This window comes from Pseudomonas sp. 2hn, assembly GCF_019646095.1.
In the GTDB taxonomy this organism is placed as follows: Bacteria; Pseudomonadota; Gammaproteobacteria; order Pseudomonadales; family Pseudomonadaceae; genus Aquipseudomonas; species Aquipseudomonas peradeniyensis.
Map to the genome: position 1 here is coordinate 5,533,896 of NZ_CP081016.1, position 22,988 is coordinate 5,556,883.

Genomic DNA, 22,988 nt, shown 5'->3' on the forward strand with positions numbered 1-22,988 from the left:
TACCAGAGCGCGGCGGCAGCGCAAGTTGTCGCTTGCACCGACCGTCGTCTGCTAGGCTCGCCTGATTTGTGAAACGCCCTCCAGAGACCTTCCGCGTGTCCGACGTCATCCTGCGCCTTGCCCTGCCCTCGCCCCTGCGTCGCCTGTTCGACTACCGGGCGCCCGCGAGCATGGCGCGCCAGGCACTGACGCCGGGCATGCGCATCCGCGTGCCGTTCGGTCGCCGCGAGATGATCGGCGTGCTGGTGGAGGCCGCGACGCACAGCGAAGTCCCCGCCGACAAGCTCAAGCCGGCCAGCGCCCTGCTCGACCCGGTTTCGCCAGTGCCGCCCGCCCTGTTCAAGCTGTGCCTGTGGACGGCGCAGTACTACCAGCACAGCCTGGGCGACACCTTGAGCTGGGCGCTGCCGACCCTGCTGCGCCAGGGCGAGCCGGCCGAGGTGCGTCAGGAGCGCTTCTGGCACGTCGCCCCCGGGGCACGCCTGGAGGACCCGCGCATCGCCCGCGCCCCGCGCCAGCGCGATGCCCTCAAGACCCTGTCACAGCACCCCCACGGCGTGGCCCACAGCCTGTTGAGCAAGCTCGGCCTGAACAAGGACAGTCTCGACCTGCTGCTGGCCAAGGAGCTGGTGAACGTCGAGGTCCGCCGTCACCTGCCCGCCGCACGCCACGAGCACTGGCTGGCCCAGCCGGAGCTGCCGCTCAACGAGGAGCAGCGCGCGGCGTTCGAGGCGGTGCGCGCGGGCTTCGGCGCCTTCCACGCCTATCTGCTGGCCGGCGTCACCGGCAGCGGCAAGACCGAGGTGTACCTGCAGCTGATCCGCGAGACCCTCGAAGCCGGCAAGCAGGCGCTGATCCTGATCCCCGAGATCAACCTCGGCCCGCAGACCCTGCAACGCTTCGAGCAGCGCTTCAACGCCCGCATCGCCCTGCTGCACTCGGCGGTGGGCGACCGCGAACGCCTGGACGCCTGGCTGGCGGCCCGCGATGGCGACGCCGACATCATCATCGGCACCCGCTCGGCGCTGTTCACGCCAATGAAGAACCCGGGCCTGATCATCATCGACGAGGAGCACGACGGCTCCTATAAACAGCAGGAAGGCCTGCGTTACCACGCCCGCGACCTGGCCGTGGTCCGCGCCCACCAGGAGAACATCCCGATCCTGCTGGGCTCGGCCACGCCGTCGCTGGAAAGCCTGCACAACGCCCACGGCGGTCGCTACGGCCTGCTGCGCATGAACCAGCGTGCCGGCGGCGCCAAGGCACCCCGTTTCCTGCGCCTTGATGTGCGCAGCCTGCCGTTGGACAGCGGCATCAGCGGTCCGCTACAGCAGGCCATCCGCCAGACCCTGGAGGCCGGCCAGCAGGTGCTGGTGTTCCTCAACCGCCGCGGCTTCGCCCCGACGCTGCTGTGCCACGACTGCGGCTGGCTGTCCGAATGCCCGCGCTGCGATGCGCGCATGACCGTGCACCAGCGTTCCGCCGTGCTGCGCTGCCACCATTGCGGCTACGATGAACGCCTGCCGTTGCAGTGCCCGCAATGCGCCCATGTCGACCTGCGTCCGGTAGGGGCCGGCACCGAGCGTGCCGAAGAGCGGCTCAAGGTGCTGTTCCCCGACTACCCGATCCTGCGCGTGGACCGCGACAGCACCTCGCGCAAGGACGCCATGCACAACCTGTTCGCCACCATCCAGCGCGGTCAGCCGAGCATCCTGGTCGGCACCCAGATGTTGGCCAAGGGGCACCACTTCCCCCGCGTCACCCTGGTGGCGATTCTCGATGCCGACGGTGGACTGTTCTCCGGCGACTTCCGCGCCAGCGAGCGCATGGCCCAGCTGATCGTCCAGGTTGCCGGTCGCGCCGGACGCGCCGAGGAACCGGGCAAGGTCATCGTGCAGACCCACCTGGCCGACCATCCGCTGCTGGTGCAACTGACCGAACAGGGCTACTTCGCCTTCGCCGAGCAGGCCCTGAGCGAACGCCGCGCCGCCGGCCTGCCGCCGTTCGCCCATCTGGCCCTGCTGCGTGCGGATGCGCACAAGCCGGGCCAGGCCGAGAGCTTTCTCGACGAAGCCTGCGCCGCCGCCGAGCGGGTCATGGCCGAACAGGGTCTGCACGGCATCGAGCTGCTGGGGCCGGTCCCGGCGCCCATGGAACGACGGGCGGGCCGCTTCCGCGCGCAACTATTGCTCCAGGCCAATGCCCGGGCTCAGTTGCATCGACTGATCAGTGCCTGGTTGCTAGTGTTGGAGCAGATGCCATCGGGGCGGCAGGTGCGCTGGTCGCTGGATGTCGATCCGGTCGACCTTTACTGACTGTTTCAGGGTTGTCGTGGGAGCGGGCTTGCCCCGCGATGGCGTCATCGCGGGGCAAGCCCGCTCCCACGCCGACAATGGCTTGTGCCCCAAAAGGTTGGCAACCCGCCCCCGGCAACGGATAATGCCCAGTTTTTCCACCTGCGCATCGAAGCGCTCACCGCGCTTGCGGTCGAAAAGAGAATCCCATGAAAGACACCATTCGCCAGCTGATCCAGCAAGCCCTCACCCAACTCGTCGCCGACGGTGTGCTGCCTGAAGGGCTGACGCCGGCGATCCAGGTGGAAAACGCCCGGGACAAGACCCACGGCGACTTCGCCAGCAACATCGCCATGATGCTGGCCAAGCCGGCCGGCATGAAGCCGCGCGATCTGGCCGAAAAACTCATCGCCAGCCTGCCGGCCAGCCCCGACATCACCAAGGTCGAGATCGCCGGCCCCGGCTTCCTGAACTTCTTCCAGAACACCCAGGCCCTGGCCAGCCGCCTCGACGCCGCCCTGGCCGACGAGCACCTGGGCGTGCGCAAGGCCGGCCCGGCCGAGAAGGTGGTGATCGACATGTCGGCGCCGAACCTGGCCAAGGAGATGCATGTCGGCCACCTGCGCTCGACCATCATCGGCGACAGCGTCGCCCGCGTGCTGGAGTTCCTCGGCGATGACGTCATCCGCCAGAACCACGTGGGCGACTGGGGCACCCAGTTCGGCATGCTGCTGGCCTACCTGGAAGAAAACCCGATCACCAGCGACGAGCTGTCGGACCTGGAGAACTTCTACCGCGCCGCCAAGAAGCGTTTCGACGAGTCCGAGGACTTCGCCACCCGCGCCCGCGGCCTGGTGGTCAAGCTGCAGGCCGGCGACCCTGAGTGCATGGCCCTGTGGACGCGCTTCAAGGACATCTCGCTGTCCCACTGCCAGAAGACCTACGAGCTGCTCAACGTCAAGCTGACCATGGCCGACGTGATGGGCGAGAGCGCCTACAACGCCGACCTGGCCAACGTGGTCGCCGACCTCAAGACCAAGGGCCTGCTGGTCGAGGACCAGGGCGCCCAGTGCGTGTTCCTCGAAGAGTTCAAGAATGCCGAGGGCGATCCGCTGCCGGTGATCGTGCAGAAGGCCGACGGCGGCTACCTGTACGCCACCACCGACCTGGCCGCCGTGCGCTACCGCAGCAACACGCTGCAGGCCGACCGCGCCCTGTACTTCGTCGACCAGCGCCAGGCCCTGCACTTCAACCAGGTGTTCGAAGTGGCCCGCCGCGCCGGTTTCGTCGGCCACCCGATGAAGATGGAGCACATGGGCTTCGGCACCATGAACGGCGCCGATGGCCGCCCGTTCAAGACCCGTGATGGCGGCACCGTCAAGCTGATCGACCTGCTCACCGAGGCCAAGGACCGCGCCTACGCGCTGGTCAAGGAGAAGAACCCGTCGCTGGCCGAGGACGAACTGCGCCACATCGGCGAGGTGGTCGGCATCGGCGCGGTCAAGTACGCCGACCTGTCCAAGCACCGCACCAGCGACTACAGCTTCAACTTCGAGCTGATGCTCAACTTCGAAGGCAACACCGCGCCGTACCTGCTGTACGCCTACACCCGCGTGGCCGGCGTGTTCCGCAAGCTCGGCAAGGGCTTTGACGAAGTCGACGGCAGCATCGTCCTGCAGGCACCGCACGAGCAGGACCTGGCCGCGCGCCTGGCGCAGTTCGGCGAGATCCTGAACAACGTCGCCGAAAAAGGCACGCCGCACGTGCTGTGCAGCTACCTGTACGACCTCGCCGGCCTGTTCTCCAGCTTCTACGAGAACTGCCCGATCCTTTCCGCCGAAACCGCCGAACAGCAGCAGAGCCGCCTGCGCCTGGCTGCCCTGACCGGCCGCACCCTCAAGCAGGGCCTGGAACTGCTCGGCCTGGAAACCCTGGAGCGCATGTAAGTTGGCTGCAAAGAAGAAACCCGCACCCAAGCGCGGCGCCAGCCGCTCCCAACCGCCTGCCAGCAAGCAGCCGATCCCGGGCTGGGTGTGGCTGGCGGTCGGCCTGACGGTCGGCGCCTTCATCGTCTTCCTGATGAAGCTCGAGCCGGGCGGCGACGACATCAAGCGCGCCAAACCCGAGCAACAGAAGCCAGTCGCCGAGGCAAGCAAGACCACCACGCCGACACCACAGCAGCCGGTGAAGCCGAAGTACGACTTCTACACCCTGCTGCCGGAGTCGGAAGTGATCGTGCCGCCCGAGGCCGTGCCGGAGAAGACCCCGCCGGTACCGGCGCAGCCGCCCGTGCCGAGCACGCCGGTCACCCCGGCGGAAGCGGCGAAGATCGACACCGCCCGCGCCCAGGCCGCGCTGATGGGGCAGACTCCGCCACCAGCACCTCCGGTGATCAAGCCGGCGGCCACCACCCAGTTCTTCCTGCAGGCCGGCTCGTTCCGCAAGCAGGCGGACGCCGACAAGGTCCGCGCGCAGATCATCCTGCTCGGCCAGGCGGTCAAGGTGGAGTCGGGCACGGTCAAGGAAGAGACCTGGTACCGCGTGATGGTCGGCCCGTTCAGCAACCGTGAACAGCTGACCGTGGCGCAGAAGCAACTGGCCGGGGCAGGCTTCAGCAACCTGCTGCTGCAACAACGGCGCCAGTAACGAGAAAGGCCTTGCCGCACTTAGCGACAAGGCCTTTTTTCATACCCGGCGACGCTCGGCATTGACCTGAGAGATCTGGCTATTGAGCGTCCAGAAGTCATACAGCACGCCCAGCAGGAACAGACCGCCGGTGAACAGGTAGATCAAGGCACTGATCCACTTGCCCTGGTACAGCCGGTGCACGCCGAAGATGCCCAGGAAGGTCAGCAGGATCCACGCCAGGTTGTAGTCCACCCCGCCCGATTCGAAGCGCATGTCAGCCTCGCGGTCCATCGACGGGATCAGGAACAGGTCGATCAGCCAGCCGATACCCAGCAGCCCGAGGGTGAAGAACCAGATTGTCCCGGTGATCGGCTTGCCGTAGTAGAAACGGTGCGAGCCGGTGAAACCGAAGATCCACAGCAGATAGCCGAGGACCTTGCTGTGGGTGTCGTGCGAAGGGGCACCCTGTTGATAACCATTCATTCGAAGCCCTCGTGGGATAGCCGAAAATTTTCTAACGAAAAATGTGACTTTTTCGTTTTGACCCGACATATGGTACGTGGCTGAGCGACCAACGGATCAGAATTTGATCAAAAAGCTGTTATAAAGTTGCGCGCCAACACTTATAAAGAGCTTCATCTATGCCACCTTTCTTCAAGACATGGCTGACCCTCTGCCTCTTATTGCCCCTGGCCGCCCACGCCACCAACCGTGAGCAACGTCTTCCCAGCGGATTCACCGGTTACACGACCAACGCCGATACCACGGTGAAACGCGCCCCGATCCAGTACCGCAACACGGCCAGCCTGCGCGCCCGCCCGGCCAACGCCGCCAAGCAGCACGCCGTGGGCATGCAGGCGGTGGCGATGTCGCCCAAGCAGAGCAGCGAAGTGCTCAGCCGTGCGGTGAACGTGCTCGGCACGCCCTATCGCTGGGGCGGCAGCAGCCCGAAAAAGGGCTTCGACTGCAGCGGCCTGGTCAAGTATGCGTTCAACGATGTGGCAGATGTCGACCTGCCACGCACCTCCAATGCCATGGCCCAGGGCCAGGGCGTCAAGGTGGCCAAGGGCGACCTCAAGCCAGGCGACCTGATCTTCTTCAACATCAAGAGCCGTCGGGTCAACCACGTCGCCATCTACCTGGGCAACGACCGCTTCATCCACGCGCCACGCACCGGCAAGCGGGTGAGCATCGACAGCCTGGAGAAGCCTTACTGGCAGAAGCATTATGTTGTGGCCAAGCGGGTGCTGCCCAAGCAGCAACAGGCGCTGAGCCTGGCCAAACGCTGAAACGCCCAGCAGTCCCTGCGGGAGATCGCAGGGAACCATGATTGCGCGACCAGCGCGCACCCTGTGGGAGCGGCTTTAGCCGCGAAGCAAGCGACGCGGTGGATGGCACCGGCTTCGCCGGTGTTCGCGGCTAAAGCCGCTCCCACAGGGGCTGCGGTGCACTTTCAGTCTCTGTGGACGTTCCTAACCCACTATCAAACCCCGCGCCTCCAGCGCCCGCAGCGCCCCCTCCATCGTGCACATCCCCACCGCCGCACCGGCCTGCATCAGCGAATGAATCTGCGCCAGGCGCCCCTCGCGTATCAGGTTGCGCACCGCAGGCGTCGCCACCAGCACCTCCCGCGCCGCGACACGCCCGCCGCCTGATCGCCGAACCAGCAACTGCGCAACCACCAACCGCAGGGAGTCGGCCAGCATGCTGCGCACCAGCGGTTTTTCCTCCGCCGCGAACACCTCCACCAGTCGATCGATGCTGCTCACCGCCGACCGCGTATGCACCGTGGCCAGCACCAGATGCCCGGTTTCCGCGGCGCGCAACGCCAGGCGAATGCTGTGCAGATCGCGCAGCTCGCCGATCATGATCACGTCCGGGTCCTGACGCAGGGCACTGCGCAAGGCCTGGGCAAAGTCACGGCTATGCAGGCCGACCTCACGCTGGCTGACCAGGCTGCGCTGGTTGGCATGGATGAACTCGATCGGCTCTTCAAGCGTGACGATATGCAATGCGTATTCGCAATTAAGCCCATCGATTAGTGCCGCCAAGGTACTCGACTTGCCGCTGCCGGTGGCCCCACCCACCAGGACCAGACCATCCCGATACCGGGAGATGATTTGAAACACTTCCGTCAGTTCAAGCGCCGCCAGACAGGGCACGCTCGCGGGGATCAAACGCACGCTGGCGCTCGGGCCATTGCGCTGGCGGAACAGGTTCAGCCGAAAACGCCCCAGCCCATCCAGGCTCACCGCCAGGTCCAGCTCATCGCCGGCAGCCCACTGTCGCCGCTGCTCATCATCGAGCAAGGCAGCCATCCCGCCTTCCAGCACTCCTGCCGTCAGCAGCGGGAGGTCCAGGCGCTGCAACACCCCATCCACTCGCAGCAGCGGCCGCTCGCCTGCGGCCAGGTGCAGGTCGCTGGCACCGGCAGCCAGGGCCCGGCCCAACAGGTCGGTCACATCCATGAGACTCCCCAACGGCGATCAAGCAGGTAGAATGCCGCAGACCACAAAGCCTTCGGCGACGAACCATGTCCACCCTAGCAGACAACATTGGCGCCATTGCCACCCGCATCGACAGCGCGGCCAGGGCCGCCGGACGCGACCCGGCCAGCATCCATCTGCTGGCAGTGAGCAAGACCAAGCCCGCCAGCGCGATTCGCGAGGCCTACGCCGCCGGGCTGCGCGATGTGGGCGAGAACTACCTTCAGGAAGCCCTGACAAAACAACAGGCACTTTCCGACCTGCCCTTGATCTGGCACTTCATCGGCCCCATCCAGTCGAACAAGACCAAGGCCATCGCCGAGCATTTCGACTGGGTACATTCCGTGGACCGCCTGAAGATCGCCCAACGCCTCTCCGAGCAGCGCCCTGCCGGCCTGGCGCCGCTGAACGTCTGCCTGCAGGTCAACGTCAGCGGCGAGGACAGCAAGTCCGGCTGCGCGCCCGCCGAGCTGCCGGCCCTGGCCAAGGCTGTGAACGCCCTGCCCGGTCTGCGCCTGCGCGGCCTGATGGCGATTCCGGAGCCGACCGAGGACCGCGCCGAGCAGGAAGCCGCCTTTGCCATCCTGCGCCAGCTCCAGGCGCAGCTGAACCTCGGCCTGGACACCCTGTCGATGGGCATGAGCCACGACCTGGAGGCCGCCATCGCCCAAGGTGCGACCTGGGTCCGCATCGGCACCGCCCTGTTCGGCGCCCGCGACTACGGACAGCCCTGAATCCATGCTTAACTCACTCTTTCCTTCAAGGACCTGACATGAGCAAGACTCGTATTGCCTTTATCGGCGCCGGCAACATGGCCGCCAGCCTGATCGGCGGCCTGCGTGCCCAGGGCCTGGACGCCGCGCAGATCCGCGCCAGCGACCCGGGTGCCGAGACCCGCGCGCGGATCCAGGCCGAGCACGGCATCGAAGCCTTCGAAAGCAACGCCCAGGCCATCGAAGGCGTGGACGTGATCGTGCTGGCGGTCAAACCGCAGGTCATGAAGGCGGTCTGCGAAACGCTGAAGCCGAACCTCAAGCCCGGCCAACTGGTGGTGTCCATCGCCGCCGGCATCACCTGCGCCAGCCTGCAGGCCTGGCTGGGCGCGATACCGGTGGTGCGCTGCATGCCCAACACTCCGGCGCTGCTGCGCCAGGGCGTCAGCGGCCTGTACGCCACCGGGGAAGTGTCCACCGAGCAGCGCCAGCAGGCCGAACAACTGCTTTCGGCCGTCGGCACCGCCTTGTGGCTGGACAAGGAACAACAGCTGGATGCCGTCACCGCCGTCTCCGGCAGCGGCCCGGCCTATTTCTTCCTGCTGATCGAAGCCATGACAGCCGCCGGCGAGAAACTCGGCCTGCCGCGTGAAACCGCCTCGCAACTCACCTTGCAGACCGCCCTGGGAGCCGCCCGCATGGCGGTTGCCAGCGATGTCGACGCCGCCGAGCTGCGCCGCCGCGTGACCTCGCCGGCCGGCACCACGGAAGCGGCGATCAAGTCGTTCCAGGCCAGCGGTTTCGAGGCGATCGTCGAGCAGGCACTTCAGGCCGCGGCGAAGCGTTCCGCCGAACTGGCCGAACAACTGGGCAAATAAGGAGCCATTGATGAATGCATTGTCCGGCGCCGCGATCTTCGTGGTGCAAACCCTGGTCAGCCTGTACCTGGTGATCGTCCTGCTGCGCTTCGTGCTGCAACTGGTCAAGGCCGACTTCTACAACCCGCTGAGCCAGTTCGCCGTGCGCGCCACCCAGCCGCTGCTCAAGCCGCTGCGCCGGGTGGTCCCCAGCATCGCCGGCCTGGATACCTCCTCGCTGCTGCTGTCGATCCTGATCCAGGCGCTGCTGATGGCCTTCGTGCTGATGGTCACCTACGGTACCTTCGGCGACATCCTGCACCTGCTGATGTGGTCGATCCTGGGCATCACCTCGCTGTTCCTGAAGATCTTCTGGGTGGCAATGATCGTCATGGTCATCGTCTCGTGGGTCGCGCCGAACAGCCACAACCCCGCTGCCGAGCTGGCCTACCAGATCAGCGAGCCGGTGCTGGCGCCGTTCCGCCGCCTGGTGCCGAACCTCGGCGGCATGGACATTTCGCCGATCTTCGCCTTCATCGCCATCCAGGTGATCCAGTCGTTCCTGATGCCCCAGCTGGCGGCCTACGCCGGCATGCCACAAGAGCTGTGGCGGATGATCTGATCCGTACTGCATCCAGCGGCAAGCCTTTGCTTGCCGCTGGGGGTAGCGCTCTTTAGACTTACGCCTCCGTCAAGCGTGAGCAGGGTCGATGTCCACTGTCCTTCCCGAAGATTCCGTCGGTCTGGTAACACCGCAGATTGCCCGGTTCGATGAACCGCTGGCCCTGGCTTGTGGCCGCTCCCTGGCCTCGTACGAGCTCATCTACGAAACCTATGGCACCCTCAACGCCGCCGCCAGCAATGCCGTGCTGATCTGCCATGCGTTGTCCGGCCATCACCATGCCGCCGGCTACCATGCCGCCACCGACCGCAAGCCGGGCTGGTGGGACAGCTGCATCGGCCCCGGCAAGCCGATCGACACCAACCGCTTCTTCGTGGTCAGCCTGAACAACCTCGGCGGCTGCAACGGCAGCACCGGCCCCAGCAGCCTCAACCCGGCCACCGGCAAGCCCTACGGCGCCGACTTCCCGGTACTGACCGTGGAGGACTGGGTTCACAGCCAGGCGCGCCTGGCCGACCGCTTAGGTGTACAGACCTGGGCCGCCATCGTCGGTGGCAGCCTCGGCGGCATGCAGGCCCTGCAGTGGACCATCACCTACCCGGACCGCGTGCGTCACTGCGTGGACATCGCCTCGGCGCCCAAGCTGTCGGCGCAGAACATCGCCTTCAACGAAGTGGCGCGCCAGGCCATCCTCACCGACCCCGAGTTCCACGGCGGCTCGTTCCAGGACCAGGGCGTGATTCCCAAGCGCGGCCTGATGCTGGCGCGCATGGTCGGCCACATCACCTACCTGTCCGACGACTCGATGGGCGAGAAATTCGGCCGTGAACTCAAGAGCGACAAGCTCAACTACGACTTCCACAGCGTCGAGTTTCAGGTCGAGAGCTACCTGCGCTACCAGGGCGAGGAGTTCTCCGGCCGCTTCGACGCCAACACCTACCTGCTGATGACCAAGGCGCTGGACTACTTCGACCCGGCCGCGGCCCATGGCGGCGACCTGGCGGCAACCCTGGCCCATGTCACGGCGGACTACTGCATCATGTCGTTCACCACCGACTGGCGCTTCTCGCCGGCCCGCTCGCGGGAGATCGTCGACGCCCTGATGGCAGCGCGCAAGAACGTCTGCTACCTGGACATCGACTCGCCCTATGGCCACGACGCCTTCCTCATCCCGACGCCCCGCTACATGCAGGGTTTCGCGAACTACATGAACCGCATCGCCCTCTGAGGACCGCATGAGAGCCGACCTGGAAATCATCCAAGACTGGATCCCCGCCGGCAGCCGGGTCCTCGACCTGGGCTGCGGCAACGGCGAACTGCTGGCCTCCTTGCGCGAGCGCAAGAACGTCACCGGCTATGGCCTGGAGATCGACGCCGATAACATCGCCGCCTGCGTGGCCAAGGGCGTCAACGTCATCGAGCAGGACCTGGACAAGGGCCTGGGCAACTTCGCCAGCAACAGTTTCGACGTGGTGGTCATGACCCAGGCCCTGCAGGCCGTGGAGTACCCCGACCGGATCCTCGACGAGATGTTGCGGGTGGGCCGCCAGTGCATCATTACCTTCCCCAACTTCGGCCACTGGCGCTGCCGCTGGTACCTGGCGACCAAGGGTCGCATGCCGGTTTCGGACTTCATGCCGTATACCTGGTACAACACGCCGAACATCCACTTCTGCACCTTCGAGGACTTCGAGAACCTGTGCCATGAGCGCCACGCCAAGGTTCTCGACCGCCTGGCCGTCGACCGTCTGCACCGTAACGGGTTGGGCGGGCGGCTATGGCCTAATCTTCTAGGTGAGATCGGTATCTATCGGGTCAGCAGCCCGGGCCTGCAGGAGCATCAGCTCGCGGTCTGACCCCCGCGAACGGAGGAATGGGATCATGCGTCGACTAGCACTGTTTCTGATCAGCCTGTGCCTGGCCTTGCCGGTACTGGCTGCCGATGCCGCCAAGCCGGAGCGCAAGGAGGTGTTCGGCGATGTGACGGTCCACTACAGCGCCTTCACCTCGAGCATGCTGCAACCGGACATCGCCGCCGCCACGGGCCTGACCCGCAGCAAGAACCAGGGCGTGCTCAACATCGCCGTGCTCAAGGCCGAGAAGCCTTCGACAGCAGTGGTCAGCGGCACGGTGAAGGACCTGACCGGGCGCAGCAACCCGCTGTCGTTCAAGCAGATCACCGATCAGGGCGCGGTCTACTACATCGCCCAGTTCAAGATCGACCAGGCCGAGACCGTCACCTTCGATATCAACGTCGAAACCGGTGGCGTCAGCCATAAACTCAGCTTCAACCAGGAAGTGTTCCCAGGCGAATGATGAATCTTACGCAACTCGTATTGGCCAGCCACAACGCCGGCAAGCTCAAGGAACTGCAGGCCATGCTCGGCGAGTCCGTGCACCTGCGTTCGATCGGCGAATTCAGCCAGGTGGAGCCGGAAGAGACCGGCCTGTCGTTCGTCGAGAACGCCATCCTCAAGGCGCGCAACGCCGCACGCATCTCCGGCCTGCCGGCCCTGGCCGACGACTCGGGCCTGGCGGTGGACTTCCTCGGCGGCGCGCCGGGCATCTACTCGGCGCGCTACGCCGACGGCAAGGGCGACGCGGCGAACAACGCCAAGCTGCTCGAAGCCCTGAAGGACGTGCCGCAGGAGCAACGCGGCGCCCAGTTCGTCTGCGTCCTGGCCTTGGTGCGGCACGCCGACGACCCGCTGCCGATCCTCTGCGAAGGCCTGTGGCACGGCAGCATCCTGTTCGAGGCCAGCGGCGAGCATGGCTTCGGCTATGACCCGCTGTTCTGGGTCCCGGAGCGCAACTGCTCCAGCGCCGACCTCGCCCCGGTCGACAAGAACCAGCTCAGCCACCGCGCCCGCGCCATGGCCCTGCTGCGTCAACGTCTGGGCCTGGCATGACCGAAAAGCTGTTCGTGCAACCGGCGGGCCTGATCCTTCCCGAGCTCCCGCCGCTGTCGCTGTACATCCATATTCCCTGGTGCGTGCGCAAATGCCCGTACTGCGACTTCAACTCGCACCAGGCCGGTCCGGCGCTGCCGGAAGCCGAATACATCGACGCCCTGCTGGCCGATCTCGACCAGGAGCTGCCTGCCGTCCAGGGCCGCCCGATCAGCACGATCTTCTTCGGCGGCGGCACCCCCAGCCTTTTCAGCGCCGATGCGCTGGGTCGTCTGCTGCGCGGAGTCGAGCAACGCATCCCGTTCGCCCCGGACATCGAGATCACCCTCGAGGCCAACCCGGGCACCTTCGAGCAGGAGAAGTTCAAGGCCTACCGGCAGACCGGCATCAACCGCCTGTCCATCGGCGTGCAGAGTTTCCAGCCAGCCAAGCTCGAGAAGCTCGGGCGCATCCACAATGGTGCCGAAGCGGTGCGCGCCGCAGACATGGCCCGTGCGGCAGGCTTCGACAACTTCAACATGGACCTGATGCACGGCTTGCCGGACCAGTCGCTCGGCGACGCCCTGGGCGACCTGCGCCAGGCCATCGAACTGGCGCCGACGCACCTGTCCTGGTACCAGCTGACGGTAGAGCCGAACACGGTGTTCTGGAACCAGCCGCCCGAGCTGCCCGAGGACGATATCCTTTGGGATATCCAGGAAGCCGGCCAGGCGTTGATGGCCGAGCACGGTTACCGCCAGTACGAAGTCTCGGCCTACGCCCAGGCCGACCGTGCCGCGCGGCACAATCTGAACTACTGGCGCTTCGGCGACTTCATCGGCATCGGTGCCGGCGCCCATGGCAAACTGTCGTTCCCGGACGGACGCATCCTGCGCACCTGGAAGACCCGCCTGCCCAAGGACTACCTGAACCCGGCCAAGCCGTTCAAGGCGGGCGAGAAGCTGCTGCCGGCCGATGAGCTACCCTTCGAGTTCCTGATGAACGCCCTGCGCCTCACCGACGGAGTGGAAGCCGAACTGTTCAGCCTGCGCACCGGCCTACCCTTGGCACAACTGGCCGAGGCCCGCCGTGAAGCCGAACAAAAAGGCCTTTTGCAGGTCGAACCGGATCGGCTGGCCGCCACACCGCGCGGTCAGCTGTTCCTCAACGACCTGCTGCAGTACTTCTTGAATTAAGGATGACCCATGGACCTGGTACTTGACCTGCTCTCGACCGTTTCCCGCTGGAGCCGCAGCAACCTGTCAGAAATTTCGCTGGCCCTGGTGGGCTGCCTGCTGGTGCTGTTCGGCACCGACATCAAGGGCTGGGTGGAAGGCCGCCTGGGTGGCCTGGCCGGTGCCCTGCGGGTGCCGTTCATGGCGCTGCTGGTGATGATCGGCAGCGGCGCGGCACTGATCTATGCGACGCCGTGGATCGTGAAGGGGCTGGGGCAGTTCAACAACTATGCGCTGGCACCGGTGCTGCTGGTGGTGCTTGTATTGATTGGGGTCGTAGCTGATCGGCGGGGCTGAGTGCTGACACGACTTCGCAAGATTGAACCGCTCCTGTGGGAGCGGGTTCACCCGCGAAGCAGACAACACTATGGTTGGCACCGGCTTCGCCGGTGTTCGCGGGTAAACCCGCTCCCACAGAGTCCCTGACGGACCTGAAAACAACCAGGATCCGGATCAGCTTCCAGACGCGGCTCAGCGTATTCAGCAAACGCTTCATATGCCTTGGCCTCCGTGTTGGCTGGGCCAATCTTCCAGCGTCTGACCGGCACTTCGACGCCTTCGGAGATCATGTGAAGTCTCTCCAGTGAAGTGGCCAGGTGGGTGGCCCTTCGAGAAACTACCGGCGCGGTTCGTGGGCCGCGTCGAAGGGGTCGAGAATGAGTTCGTTTCCCGGCCCATCACTGGATTAATCCACATGAGAGCGGCGCCACTTTACGCCAGCAGAAAACTCAATGTTGTTACTGGCACGTTCACAGTTAATGCTGGATATTTCCACCATTGACGTAGTATCAAGGCAGCCCTAGTATCGCGCTTGTGAAGTCTCTCCAGTGATACTGAAGTAGGCAGGCCTAGGGCTCGTAACCCAAAGCCCGCATAAAAAAACCGCCCTTCGCCAGGCGGTTTTTTTTATGGATGCAGGCAGACCTGGCTGGCGCCCTGCCGATGTATCCCAAGGTGCACGGGGCGGCTTATCGGCGGGGCTGAGCGCTTGCTAAAAGCCGCCCTGGCGAGCCAGGACGGCTTCTCACCCGACTAACCCTTAGCGGGCATCGTCAAAGTGATCGCGCAGGAAGTCCCTGACGGACCTGAAAACAATCAGGATCCGGATCAGCTTCCAGACGCGGCTCAGCGTATTCAGCAAACGCTTCATATGCCTTGGCCTCCGTGTTGGCTGGGCCAATCTTCCAGCGTCTGACCGGCACTTCGACGCCTTCGGAAATCGTGTGAACCATCTCCAGTGAAGCGGCCAGGTGGATGGCCCTTCGAAAACTCCACCGGCGCGGTTCGTGGGCCGCGTCGAAGGGGCCGAGACAACGGATTGAATTCGTTCCCGGCCCGACACTGGAAAGAATCACATGGGAGCGGCGTGATCTTACGCTTTCTGAAAAGGTGAAGCTGTTACTCGCCCAGTCACACGTAATGCTGGATATTTCCACGATTGACGTGACCTCCAGGCAACCCTAGTATTTGAACCGTGAACTGTCTCCAGTGAAAGTGAAACACGCAGGCAGAGGATTCGTAACCCGAAGCCCGCATAAAAAAACCGCCCTTCTCAAGGCGGTTTTTTTGTACCTGCAATCTCGCAGGCTTGAAGGACAGCGCCGAACGAATCCGGCTCAGCTCACCTTCTCGAACTTCAGATCCCACACCCCATGCCCAAGGCGCTCACCGCGACGCTCGAACTTGGTGATCGGCCGTTCTTCCGGGCGTGGCACGTAGGCGCCATCGGCCGCCTGGTTGCGATAGCCTGGCGCTGCGCTCATCACTTCCAGCATGTATTCGGCATAGGGCTCCCAGTCGGTCGCCATGTGGAATACGCCACCGGGCTTGAGCTTGCGGCGCACCAGCTCGGCAAACTCCAGCTGGACGATCCGGCGCTTGTGATGACGCGCCTTGTGCCACGGATCCGGGAAGAACAGCATCAGGCGATCGAGGCTGTTGTCGGCCACGCAGCGGTTGAGCACTTCGATGGCATCACAGTCGTACACCCGCAGGTTCTTCAGGCCCTGGGTCAGCACGCCATTGAGCAACGCGCCGACACCCGGACGGTGCACTTCGACACCGATGAAGTCCAGCTCCGGCGAGGCGGCGGCCATTTCCAGCAGCGAATGGCCCATGCCGAAGCCGATCTCCAGGGTGCGCGGCGCCGAACGGCCGAACACCTGGTCGTAGTCCACTGGGCTATCGGTCAGCGGCAGGATGAACAGCGGACCACCCTGCTCCAGGCCGCGTTGCTGGCCTTCGGTCATGCGCCCGGCACGCATCACGAAACTCTTGATGCGGCGGTGCGGGCGGGCTTCGCCGTCTTCGGTGATCGGCGTTTCTTGCGATTCAGTCATCTGGGGCTCTTACTTGATCAGACCTTCCAGCGGCGAGGACGCGCTGGCATAGAGTTTCTTCGGCATGCGCCCGGCGAGATACGCCATGCGGCCGGCAAGGATGGCGTGCTTCATGGCCTCGGCCATCATTACCGGCTGCTGGGCATGGGCGATGGCCGAGTTCATCAGCACCGCCTCGCAGCCCATCTCCATGGCGATGGTTGCGTCGGAGGCGGTACCCACGCCGGCATCGACCAGCACCGGCACCTTGGATTCCTCGAGGATGATCTGCAGGTTGTACGGGTTGCAGATACCCAGGCCGGTGCCGATCAGGCCGGCCAGCGGCATGACGGCGATGCAGCCGGCTTCGGCCAGCTGGCGGGCGATGATCGGGTCATCGCTGGTGTAGACCATCACGTCGAAGCCGTCCTTGACCAGTACTTCGGCGGCCTTGAGGGTTTCGATCACATTAGGGAACAGGGTCTTCTGGTCGGCCAGCACTTCCAGCTTCACCAGCGTCCGCTCCTCGTGGGACTTGTGGCCGTCGAGCAGCTCACGGGCCAGGCGGCAGGTACGCACCGCCTCGACCGCATCGAAGCAGCCCGCGGTGTTCGGCAGGATGGTGTACTTGTCGGGCGACAGCACATCGAGCAGGTTCGGCTCGCCCGCGTTCTGGCCGAGGTTGGTGCGACGCACGGCCACGGTGACGATCTCGGCACCCGAGGCCTCGGTGGCCAGGCGGGTTTCTTCCATGTCACGGTACTTGCCGGTGCCGACCAGCAGGCGCGACTGGAAAGTGCGCCCGGCCAGGACGAAAGGCTTGTCGCTGCGAACGTTGCTCATCGATGTTCCTCAGGAAAGGTTACGGGGCTTTGGATGAATCGGCGGGATGCGCTCAACCACCGCCAATGGCATGAACCACTTCGACCTGGTCGCCTTCGCTCAATCGCGTGCTCTCGTGCTGGCTGCGCGGCACGATGTCCAGGTTCAGTTCCACCGCCACCCGGCGGCCGGCCAGCTCCAGCCGGCCCAGCAGCGCCGCGACGCTCTCGCCCTCGGGCAGTTCGTAAGGTTCACCGTTCAATTGAATGCGCATGCGCACGGCCACCATTATTCTTTGGGGCCCGCATTCTAGCCCCGATCCACCCCGCAACCCAAGGGCGATGCGCGCCATTAGTCGCGATTGTGGACCGTTCGGTCAGCCCAGGCGCCAGGCGGCCAGGCCCAGGCACAGCCAGCCAGCGAGCAAGCACAGGCCGCCCAGCGGAGTGATCATGCCGAGCTTGCCCAGACCGCTCAGGGTCAGTACGTAGAGGCTACCGGAGAACAGCACGATACCCACGGCGAACAGACCGCCGGCCCAGCCGACCAGGCGCCCCGGCAGGTGCGCCGAGAGCACCGCCACCGCGAGGATCGCCAGGGCGTGCACCAGCTGGTAGGTCACGCCGGTATGGAAGATCGCCAGGTAGTCGGCGCTGAGACGGCTCTTCAGGCCATGGGCGGCGAAGGCGCCGAGGGCAACGCCGGTAAAGCCGAAGAACGCGGCGAGCATCAGGAAGCTGCGAAGCATGGGACGACTCCTCGGGAGGGGTCTGTATAATGGCCCGTTCCAACGGTCCGGCCAAGCCATCACCATGCTGTCATCTCTCCTGCGCCGTCTTTCCCGCGCCCTGCTCTGGTTCGCAGCCGGCAGCGCCGCCGTGGTCCTGGTGCTGCGCTGGGTTCCACCGCCCGGCACCGCGCTGATGGTCGAGCGCAAGGTGGAGTCGTGGTTCAGCGGCGAACCCATCGACCTGCAACGCGACTGGACGCCGTGGGAGGACATCTCCGATGAACTCAAGGTCGCGGTCATTGCCGGCGAGGACCAGAAGTTCGCCAGCCACTGGGGCTTCGACATCCCGGCGATCCAGGCGGCGCTGGCCTACAACGAGCGCGGCGGCAAAGTGCGTGGCGCCAGCACCCTGACCCAGCAGGTGGCCAAGAATATGTTCCTGTGGTCCGGACGCAGCTGGCTGCGCAAGGGGCTGGAAGCCTGGTTCACCGCGCTGATCGAACTGTTCTGGTCGAAGGAGCGGATTCTCGAGGTCTACCTGAACAGCGCCGAATGGGGCAAGGGCGTGTTCGGTGCCCAGGCCGCGGCACGCTATCATTTCGGCGTGAACGCCAGCCGCCTGACGCGACAACAGGCCGCACAGCTCGCGGCGGTGCTGCCGAGCCCGATCAAGTGGAGTGCCAGCCGGCCAAGCGCGTATGTGGCGAGCCGGGCGGGCTGGATTCGCCGGCAGATGAGCCAGCTGGGCGGGCCGAGCTACCTGATGCAGCTGGATACTTCGCGCAGGCTTTGAGACCTGGCTTTCGTGGGAGCGGGCTTGCCCCGCGATAGCCGATTCATTCGCAACATCGCCATCGCGGGGCAAGCCCGCTCCCACGCTCCCGCCACATTCTCGGCAGACAAAAAAGCCGCTGTCTCTTGCGAGAACAGCGGCTTTTTCACTCCAGCCAGGCGCCGATCAGATCGCGATCAGTGCCTTGACCTTGTTCATCGCGTTCTTCTCGAGCTGGCGAATACGCTCGGCCGAAACGCTGTATTTCTCCGCCAGCTCATGCAGCGTGGCCTTTTCCTCGGCCAACCAGCGCTGATAGAGGATATCGCGACTGCGATCATCCAGGCCTTGCAGCGCTTCATGCAGGTTGCTGGTGGAGTTGTCGCTCCAATCGGCATCCTCGAGCTGCACTGCCGGGTCGTAGCGGTGGTCTTCCAGGTAATGCGCGGGCGACTGGAAGGCGCTGTCGTCGTCGGCTTCGGCCGCCGGGTCGAAGGCCATGTCCTGGCCGCTCAGACGGCTTTCCATCTCGCGCACTTCACGGGGCTCGACGCCGAGGCTTTCGGCCACGCGATGCACTTCGTCGTTGTTCAGCCAGGCCAGACGCTTCTTCTGGCTGCGCAGGTTGAAGAACAGCTTGCGCTGGGCCTTGGTGGTGGCCACCTTGACGATGCGCCAGTTGCGCAGGATGAACTCATGGATCTCGGCCTTGATCCAGTGCACCGCGAAGGACACCAGACGCACGCCCATTTCCGGGTTGAAACGCTTTACCGCCTTCATCAGGCCGACGTTGCCTTCCTGGATCAGGTCGGCCTGGGCCAACCCGTAGCCGGCGTAGCTACGGGCGATGTGTACGACGAAACGCAGGTGGGCCATCACCATTTGACGAGCGGCCTCGAGATCCTGCTCATAGTAGAGACGCTCGCCCAGATCACGCTCCTGCTCCGGCGACAGCAAGGGGATGCTGTTGACCGTGTGCACGTAGGCTTCCAGGTTTGCACCGGGAACCAGGGCATAGGCAGGTTGCAACGATGTGGTCATTCAAGTACCTCCGGCTTACAGACTCGTGCCTTGTGGGCACTGCCAGCATAGACAAGGAACCGTTGTACAAGTTCCAGGATGAAAAATTTGTCAATACTGGCCATGAAACATTTATCGCGGTGCCAGCTCGTTCAAGTGACGAGCGACGGCGATCCATGCACCGATATACCCTAACAGCACCGCCCCGATCAAGAGTGAAAGGCCATCCGAGGCCGGCACGCCACCCAGGGCAAAATCACTGCCATACAGGCCGGACAGCCCGACCACCGCGTCGTTCAGCCAGTTCAGGCCGAACGCCAGGATGCCCCAGGCCAGCACGCCCGCACCCAGGCCGTACAGCGCGCCCATGTACAGGAAAGGCCGGCGCACGTAGCTGTCGGTGCCGCCGACGAGCTTGATCACTTCGATCTCGACCCGGCGGTTTTCGATATGTAGACGAATTGTGTTACCGATTACTAACAGCAGAGCGGAAATCAGCATCACCGCCAGGCCGAAGACGAACCGGTCACCCAGCTTGAGAATCGCCGCCAGACGCTCGACCCACACCAGGTCCAGCTGCGCCGCTTCCACCCGAGGCAGCTCGGACAGGCGCTGGCGCAAGGCCTCCAGGGCGGGTTTGTCGACCTCGGTCGGGGTTACCACCACCACGCCGGGCAGTGGATTGTCCGGCAGCTCGCGTAGCGCCTCGCCCAGGCCCGACTGCTGCTGGAACTCTTCCAGCGCCTGCTCGCGACTGACGTACTGGGCCTCGGCGACGCCCGGCATGCCCTTGATCTCGTCACGCAGGGCCTCGCCGTCGCGGCTGCTGGCGTCGAGCTTGAGGTAAAGCGAGATCTGCGCCGCGCGCTGCCACGAACCGCCGAGTTTCTCGACGTTCTTCAGCAGCAGCGAGAGGCCCATGGGCATGCTCAGCGCCACGGCCATCACCAGGCAGGTGAAGAAACTGCCGATCGGCTGCTTGGCCAGGCGGCGCAGGCTGTCGGCCAGGCTGGCGCGGTGGCTTTCCAGCCAGGCGTGCAGCAGGGTGCGGAAGTCCGGGCCGTCGTCGTCGTGGTCGCCGCGCTTCTTCTTCGCCGGTTGCGGGTCGGCGGCTTTCGGCGCCACGCGCTCGGAAACCTTTGGTGTACGTGTGGTGCTCATTGCCCGGCCTCCCCATCGCCGATCAAGCGGCCGCGTTGCAGCGTCAGCATGCGGTGGCGCATGCGCGCGATCAGCGCCAGGTCGTGACTGGCGATCAGTACCGTGGTGCCCAGGCGATTGATGTCCTCGAACACGCCCATGATCTCGGCGGCCAGGCGCGGGTCGAGGTTACCGGTGGGCTCGTCCGCCAGCAGCAGGGCCGGTTGGTGGACGATGGCGCGGGCAATGCCCACGCGCTGCTGCTGGCCAGTGGACAGGTCGGCCGGGAACAGCTCGCCCTTGTCGCTCAGCGACACGCGCTCCAGCGCCGAATCCACGCGCTTGGCGATCTCGGCCTTGGACAGCCCGAGGATCTGCAGCGGCAGGGCGATGTTGTTGAACACCGTGCGGTCGAACAGCAGCTGGTGGTTCTGGAACACCACGCCGATCTGCCGGCGCAGGAACGGGATCTGAGCGTTGCTGATCTGGCCCAGGTCCTGCCCGGCCAGCAGCAGCTTGCCGCTGGTCGGACGCTCCATGGCCAACAGCAGGCGCAGCAGGGTGCTCTTGCCGGCGCCGGAGTGGCCGGTGACGAACAGGAACTCGCCACGACGCGCCCGGAAGCTCAGTTCGTGCAGGCCGACGTGGCCGTTGGGATAGCGCTTGGCTACCTGTTCGAATCGAATCATGAAGGTTCCCGCTCGGCGAACAGCGCCTTGACGAAAGGTTCGGCCTCGAAGGTGCGCAGGTCGTCGATACCCTCGCCCACACCAATGAAGCGGATCGGGATGTTGAACTGCTTGGCCAGGGCGAAGATGACGCCGCCCTTGGCGGTGCCGTCCAGCTTGGTCAGGGCCAGGCCGGTCAGCTCGACGCTCTGGTTGAAGTACTTGGCCTGGCTGATGGCGTTCTGCCCGGTACCGGCATCGAGCACCAGCAGCACCTCGTGGGGCGCCTCGGCGTCGAGCTTGCCGATCACCCGACGGACCTTCTTCAGCTCTTCCATCAGGTTGTCCTTGGTGTGCAGGCGGCCGGCGGTGTCGGCGATCAGCACGTCGACGCCACGGGCCTTGGCGGCCTGCACGGCGTCGAAGATCACCGAGGCCGAGTCGGCGCCGGTGTGCTGGGCGATCACCGGGATCTGGTTGCGTTCGCCCCAGACCTGTAACTGCTCCACCGCCGCGGCGCGGAAGGTGTCGCCGGCGGCGAGCATGACCTTCTTGCCTTCGAGCTGCAGCTTCTTGGCCAGCTTGCCGATGGTGGTGGTCTTGCCGGCGCCGTTCACGCCGACTACCAGGATCACGTAGGGCTTGCTCTGCGCCTCGATCTTCAGTGGCTGCTCGACCGGACGCAGCAAGGCGGCCAGCTCGTCCTGCAGCGACTTGTACAGGGCGTCGGCGTCGGCCAGCTGCTTGCGGGCGACCTTCTGCGTCAGGTTCTGGACGATGGTCGAGGTGGCCTCGACGCCGACGTCGGCGGTCAGCAGGCGGGTCTCGATCTCGTCGAGCAGGTCGTCGTCGATGACCTTCTTGCCCAGGAACAGGCTGGCCATGCCTTCGCCAATGCTGGCGCTGGTCTTCGACAGGCCCTGCTTGAGGCGGGCGAAGAAGCCTTGTTTGGCGGGCTCGGCGGCGACTGGCGAAGGTTCCGCGGCAGCCGGCGCGACAGGCACTTCGGGTTCAGGCTCGACCACGGGAGCAACCACCACCGGGGCGGGCTCGGGCACCACCACCTCAGGGGCCGGGCGCTCGGGGATGACCGGCGGCGCCTTGGCTTCGAGGTCTGGCACCAATGCAACCGGCTCTTCCGCGACCGGCAGCACCAGGTTGCTCACGGGTGCAGGTGGCGCTGGCTCAACCACGACCGTCGGCAGGTCCGCCGCATTCGCGGGCAAGCCCTCTGCCACAGGAGCCTGCGGCGCTTGTACCTGAACAACAGGCTCAGGCTCGACCACCAGGGCAGGCTCGACCGGGACTTCCACCGGCACAGGCTGGATGGGTTGCACCACCTGTGGAGCAACCGGTTCAGGCTCGGCCGGCACGCTTACTGGCGCAGGCTGGGGTGCTTCAGCCAGCGGAGCGGGCTGCTCGGCGGGAGGCTGCTGTACCACCGGCGCCTCGACGGGCGGTTGAGGGGCTTGCGGCTGTTCGGCGACAGGTTGTTCCGGCTTCTTGCGGAACCAGCTGAACAGGCCTTTCTTCTCGCCAGCCGCGGCCGGCGCTTTTTTGTCGTCGTTGGAACCAAACATGGAAGACGGCTATCTCAGGGTAGCGATGCGCCAGCAGTGGCGCACCGGGAATTCTTGAGTCACGCAGAACAGACTACTGTGAAGCCAGCGGGTTCATGCGCAACGTTTTGTCGTAAGGGCCTGCGGGCCAGAACGGCGACAGGCATGGTCGCCAGGCAACCGGATCAGTATCCTAGCACCTCCTGGCCCGCCGACGCTAAACCCAAGCGGGCCGC

Annotated in this window: 24 protein-coding genes; 14 read left to right on the forward strand and 10 right to left on the reverse strand. The window is 65.1% G+C overall.

All coding sequences use genetic code 11. The annotated features are described in order from the left end of the window. The first annotated feature begins 95 nt into the window (after window positions 1-95). The 3 genes from K2O50_RS24930 to K2O50_RS24940 all read left to right on the forward strand — a co-directional run bounded on the left by K2O50_RS24930 (window position 96) and on the right by K2O50_RS24940 (window position 4,940). Window positions 96-2,315: a primosomal protein N' gene (locus K2O50_RS24930; RefSeq protein WP_050707351.1), complete on the forward strand. Its 2,220-nt coding sequence runs from the start codon at window positions 96-98 to the stop codon at window positions 2,313-2,315. A gap of 188 nt (window positions 2,316-2,503) precedes the next feature. Continuing rightward, window positions 2,504-4,240 carry an arginine--tRNA ligase gene (gene argS, locus K2O50_RS24935; RefSeq protein WP_050707352.1) on the forward strand — a complete coding sequence of 579 codons (1,737 nt, stop codon included), beginning with the start codon at window positions 2,504-2,506 and terminating at the stop codon, window positions 4,238-4,240. Window position 4,241: 1 nt separating this feature from the next. Beyond that, the gene (locus K2O50_RS24940) at window positions 4,242-4,940 is read left to right on the forward strand and encodes an SPOR domain-containing protein (RefSeq protein ID WP_050707353.1); all 699 of its coding nucleotides are present in this window, start codon (window positions 4,242-4,244) and stop codon (window positions 4,938-4,940) included. Between the two features lie 39 nt (window positions 4,941-4,979). Here K2O50_RS24940 and K2O50_RS24945 read toward each other — a convergent pair whose 3' ends face one another. After that, entirely contained in the window at window positions 4,980-5,405 is a 426-nt protein-coding gene (locus tag K2O50_RS24945; RefSeq protein ID WP_023630210.1) for a TM2 domain-containing protein, read from the reverse strand. 158 nt (window positions 5,406-5,563) lie between these two features. On the opposite strand from K2O50_RS24945, the gene K2O50_RS24950 reads away from it, so the two are divergent. Then, the gene (locus K2O50_RS24950) at window positions 5,564-6,211 is read left to right on the forward strand and encodes a C40 family peptidase (protein ID WP_050707354.1); all 648 of its coding nucleotides are present in this window, start codon (window positions 5,564-5,566) and stop codon (window positions 6,209-6,211) included. 183 nt (window positions 6,212-6,394) lie between these two features. Here K2O50_RS24950 and K2O50_RS24955 read toward each other — a convergent pair whose 3' ends face one another. After that, entirely contained in the window at window positions 6,395-7,390 is a 996-nt protein-coding gene (locus K2O50_RS24955; protein WP_050707355.1) for a type IV pilus twitching motility protein PilT, read from the reverse strand. A gap of 65 nt (window positions 7,391-7,455) precedes the next feature. On the opposite strand from K2O50_RS24955, the gene K2O50_RS24960 reads away from it, so the two are divergent. The 9 genes from K2O50_RS24960 to K2O50_RS25000 all read left to right on the forward strand — a co-directional run bounded on the left by K2O50_RS24960 (window position 7,456) and on the right by K2O50_RS25000 (window position 14,020). Then, window positions 7,456-8,142, forward strand: coding sequence for a YggS family pyridoxal phosphate-dependent enzyme (locus tag K2O50_RS24960; protein ID WP_050707356.1), 687 nt, complete (start codon window positions 7,456-7,458; stop codon window positions 8,140-8,142). 38 nt (window positions 8,143-8,180) lie between these two features. Further along, window positions 8,181-8,999 (forward strand): pyrroline-5-carboxylate reductase, encoded by an 819-nt coding sequence (gene proC, locus K2O50_RS24965; RefSeq protein WP_050707357.1) that lies wholly within the window; start codon window positions 8,181-8,183, stop codon window positions 8,997-8,999. A gap of 10 nt (window positions 9,000-9,009) precedes the next feature. After that, entirely contained in the window at window positions 9,010-9,600 is a 591-nt protein-coding gene (locus tag K2O50_RS24970; RefSeq protein ID WP_050707358.1) for a YggT family protein, read from the forward strand. Window positions 9,601-9,688: 88 nt separating this feature from the next. After that, a complete protein-coding gene (locus tag K2O50_RS24975; protein WP_050707359.1) occupies window positions 9,689-10,828 on the forward strand; it encodes a homoserine O-acetyltransferase in 1,140 nt (379 codons plus the stop codon). 7 nt (window positions 10,829-10,835) lie between these two features. Beyond that, window positions 10,836-11,456 (forward strand): methionine biosynthesis protein MetW, encoded by a 621-nt coding sequence (metW, locus tag K2O50_RS24980; protein ID WP_011531735.1) that lies wholly within the window; start codon window positions 10,836-10,838, stop codon window positions 11,454-11,456. 25 nt (window positions 11,457-11,481) lie between these two features. Further along, window positions 11,482-11,916, forward strand: coding sequence for a DUF4426 domain-containing protein (locus K2O50_RS24985; protein ID WP_028689126.1), 435 nt, complete (start codon window positions 11,482-11,484; stop codon window positions 11,914-11,916). Continuing rightward, window positions 11,913-12,509 carry an RdgB/HAM1 family non-canonical purine NTP pyrophosphatase gene (rdgB, locus tag K2O50_RS24990; protein ID WP_050707360.1) on the forward strand — a complete coding sequence of 199 codons (597 nt, stop codon included), beginning with the start codon at window positions 11,913-11,915 and terminating at the stop codon, window positions 12,507-12,509. The genes K2O50_RS24985 and rdgB overlap by 4 nt, the downstream gene beginning before the upstream one ends. Next, complete coding sequence (hemW, locus tag K2O50_RS24995) at window positions 12,506-13,684, forward strand: radical SAM family heme chaperone HemW (protein ID WP_050707361.1); 1,179 nt, start codon at window positions 12,506-12,508, stop codon at window positions 13,682-13,684. The genes rdgB and hemW overlap by 4 nt, the downstream gene beginning before the upstream one ends. A 9-nt stretch (window positions 13,685-13,693) precedes the next feature. Next, a complete protein-coding gene (locus tag K2O50_RS25000) occupies window positions 13,694-14,020 on the forward strand; it encodes a DUF3392 family protein (protein ID WP_011531731.1) in 327 nt (108 codons plus the stop codon). A gap of 1,319 nt (window positions 14,021-15,339) precedes the next feature. Here K2O50_RS25000 and trmB read toward each other — a convergent pair. The 4 genes from trmB to K2O50_RS25020 all read right to left on the reverse strand — a co-directional run bounded on the left by trmB (window position 15,340) and on the right by K2O50_RS25020 (window position 17,611). Continuing rightward, the gene (gene trmB / locus K2O50_RS25005; protein ID WP_028689129.1) at window positions 15,340-16,062 is read right to left on the reverse strand and encodes a tRNA (guanosine(46)-N7)-methyltransferase TrmB; all 723 of its coding nucleotides are present in this window, start codon (window positions 16,060-16,062) and stop codon (window positions 15,340-15,342) included. A 9-nt stretch (window positions 16,063-16,071) separates the two neighbouring features. After that, window positions 16,072-16,884 (reverse strand): thiazole synthase, encoded by an 813-nt coding sequence (locus tag K2O50_RS25010; protein ID WP_050707362.1) that lies wholly within the window; start codon window positions 16,882-16,884, stop codon window positions 16,072-16,074. Between the two features lie 52 nt (window positions 16,885-16,936). After that, window positions 16,937-17,137, reverse strand: coding sequence for a sulfur carrier protein ThiS (gene thiS / locus K2O50_RS25015; protein WP_050707401.1), 201 nt, complete (start codon window positions 17,135-17,137; stop codon window positions 16,937-16,939). Window positions 17,138-17,239: 102 nt separating this feature from the next. Next, window positions 17,240-17,611, reverse strand: a complete 372-nt coding sequence (locus K2O50_RS25020; protein ID WP_050707363.1) for a DUF423 domain-containing protein — start codon at window positions 17,609-17,611, stop codon at window positions 17,240-17,242. Between the two features lie 64 nt (window positions 17,612-17,675). Here K2O50_RS25020 and mtgA point away from each other — a divergent pair, with 64 nt between their 5' ends. Beyond that, complete coding sequence (mtgA, locus tag K2O50_RS25025; RefSeq protein ID WP_050707364.1) at window positions 17,676-18,386, forward strand: monofunctional biosynthetic peptidoglycan transglycosylase; 711 nt, start codon at window positions 17,676-17,678, stop codon at window positions 18,384-18,386. Between the two features lie 165 nt (window positions 18,387-18,551). On the opposite strand, the gene rpoH is transcribed toward mtgA, so the two are convergent. From rpoH to ftsY, 4 genes are all read right to left on the reverse strand, one after another. Continuing rightward, window positions 18,552-19,406 carry an RNA polymerase sigma factor RpoH gene (rpoH, locus tag K2O50_RS25030; RefSeq protein WP_050707365.1) on the reverse strand — a complete coding sequence of 285 codons (855 nt, stop codon included), beginning with the start codon at window positions 19,404-19,406 and terminating at the stop codon, window positions 18,552-18,554. 111 nt (window positions 19,407-19,517) lie between these two features. Then, window positions 19,518-20,546, reverse strand: coding sequence for a permease-like cell division protein FtsX (gene ftsX, locus K2O50_RS25035; RefSeq protein WP_050707366.1), 1,029 nt, complete (start codon window positions 20,544-20,546; stop codon window positions 19,518-19,520). Then, the gene (ftsE, locus tag K2O50_RS25040) at window positions 20,543-21,214 is read right to left on the reverse strand and encodes a cell division ATP-binding protein FtsE (RefSeq protein WP_011531723.1); all 672 of its coding nucleotides are present in this window, start codon (window positions 21,212-21,214) and stop codon (window positions 20,543-20,545) included. The genes ftsX and ftsE overlap by 4 nt, the downstream gene beginning before the upstream one ends. Beyond that, complete coding sequence (ftsY, locus tag K2O50_RS25045; protein WP_050707367.1) at window positions 21,211-22,773, reverse strand: signal recognition particle-docking protein FtsY; 1,563 nt, start codon at window positions 22,771-22,773, stop codon at window positions 21,211-21,213. The genes ftsE and ftsY overlap by 4 nt, the downstream gene beginning before the upstream one ends. Between the last annotated feature and the right edge of the window lie 215 nt (window positions 22,774-22,988).

What these genes read in the sequence shown, in the direction of transcription:
- K2O50_RS24985 (WP_028689126.1), top strand. Translation starts at nt 11,482, where the DNA reads ATGCGTCGACTAGCACTGTTTCTGATCAGCCTGTGCCTGGCCTTGCCG.
- rdgB (WP_050707360.1), top strand. Translation starts at nt 11,913, where the DNA reads ATGATGAATCTTACGCAACTCGTATTGGCCAGCCACAACGCCGGCAAG.
- trmB (WP_028689129.1), bottom strand. Translation starts at nt 16,062, where the DNA reads ATGACTGAATCGCAAGAAACGCCGATCACCGAAGACGGCGAAGCCCGC.
- rpoH (WP_050707365.1), bottom strand. Translation starts at nt 19,406, where the DNA reads ATGACCACATCGTTGCAACCTGCCTATGCCCTGGTTCCCGGTGCAAAC.
- ftsX (WP_050707366.1), bottom strand. Translation starts at nt 20,546, where the DNA reads ATGAGCACCACACGTACACCAAAGGTTTCCGAGCGCGTGGCGCCGAAA.
- K2O50_RS24945 (WP_023630210.1), bottom strand. Translation starts at nt 5,405, where the DNA reads ATGAATGGTTATCAACAGGGTGCCCCTTCGCACGACACCCACAGCAAG.
- thiS (WP_050707401.1), bottom strand. Translation starts at nt 17,137, where the DNA reads ATGCGCATTCAATTGAACGGTGAACCTTACGAACTGCCCGAGGGCGAG.
- proC (WP_050707357.1), top strand. Translation starts at nt 8,181, where the DNA reads ATGAGCAAGACTCGTATTGCCTTTATCGGCGCCGGCAACATGGCCGCC.
- K2O50_RS25020 (WP_050707363.1), bottom strand. Translation starts at nt 17,611, where the DNA reads ATGCTTCGCAGCTTCCTGATGCTCGCCGCGTTCTTCGGCTTTACCGGC.
- argS (WP_050707352.1), top strand. Translation starts at nt 2,504, where the DNA reads ATGAAAGACACCATTCGCCAGCTGATCCAGCAAGCCCTCACCCAACTC.
- K2O50_RS24960 (WP_050707356.1), top strand. Translation starts at nt 7,456, where the DNA reads ATGTCCACCCTAGCAGACAACATTGGCGCCATTGCCACCCGCATCGAC.
- ftsY (WP_050707367.1), bottom strand. Translation starts at nt 22,773, where the DNA reads ATGTTTGGTTCCAACGACGACAAAAAAGCGCCGGCCGCGGCTGGCGAG.
- hemW (WP_050707361.1), top strand. Translation starts at nt 12,506, where the DNA reads ATGACCGAAAAGCTGTTCGTGCAACCGGCGGGCCTGATCCTTCCCGAG.
- K2O50_RS24975 (WP_050707359.1), top strand. Translation starts at nt 9,689, where the DNA reads ATGTCCACTGTCCTTCCCGAAGATTCCGTCGGTCTGGTAACACCGCAG.
- ftsE (WP_011531723.1), bottom strand. Translation starts at nt 21,214, where the DNA reads ATGATTCGATTCGAACAGGTAGCCAAGCGCTATCCCAACGGCCACGTC.
- K2O50_RS25000 (WP_011531731.1), top strand. Translation starts at nt 13,694, where the DNA reads ATGGACCTGGTACTTGACCTGCTCTCGACCGTTTCCCGCTGGAGCCGC.
- K2O50_RS24955 (WP_050707355.1), bottom strand. Translation starts at nt 7,390, where the DNA reads ATGGATGTGACCGACCTGTTGGGCCGGGCCCTGGCTGCCGGTGCCAGC.
- metW (WP_011531735.1), top strand. Translation starts at nt 10,836, where the DNA reads ATGAGAGCCGACCTGGAAATCATCCAAGACTGGATCCCCGCCGGCAGC.
- mtgA (WP_050707364.1), top strand. Translation starts at nt 17,676, where the DNA reads ATGCTGTCATCTCTCCTGCGCCGTCTTTCCCGCGCCCTGCTCTGGTTC.
- K2O50_RS24970 (WP_050707358.1), top strand. Translation starts at nt 9,010, where the DNA reads ATGAATGCATTGTCCGGCGCCGCGATCTTCGTGGTGCAAACCCTGGTC.
- K2O50_RS24950 (WP_050707354.1), top strand. Translation starts at nt 5,564, where the DNA reads ATGCCACCTTTCTTCAAGACATGGCTGACCCTCTGCCTCTTATTGCCC.
- K2O50_RS25010 (WP_050707362.1), bottom strand. Translation starts at nt 16,884, where the DNA reads ATGAGCAACGTTCGCAGCGACAAGCCTTTCGTCCTGGCCGGGCGCACT.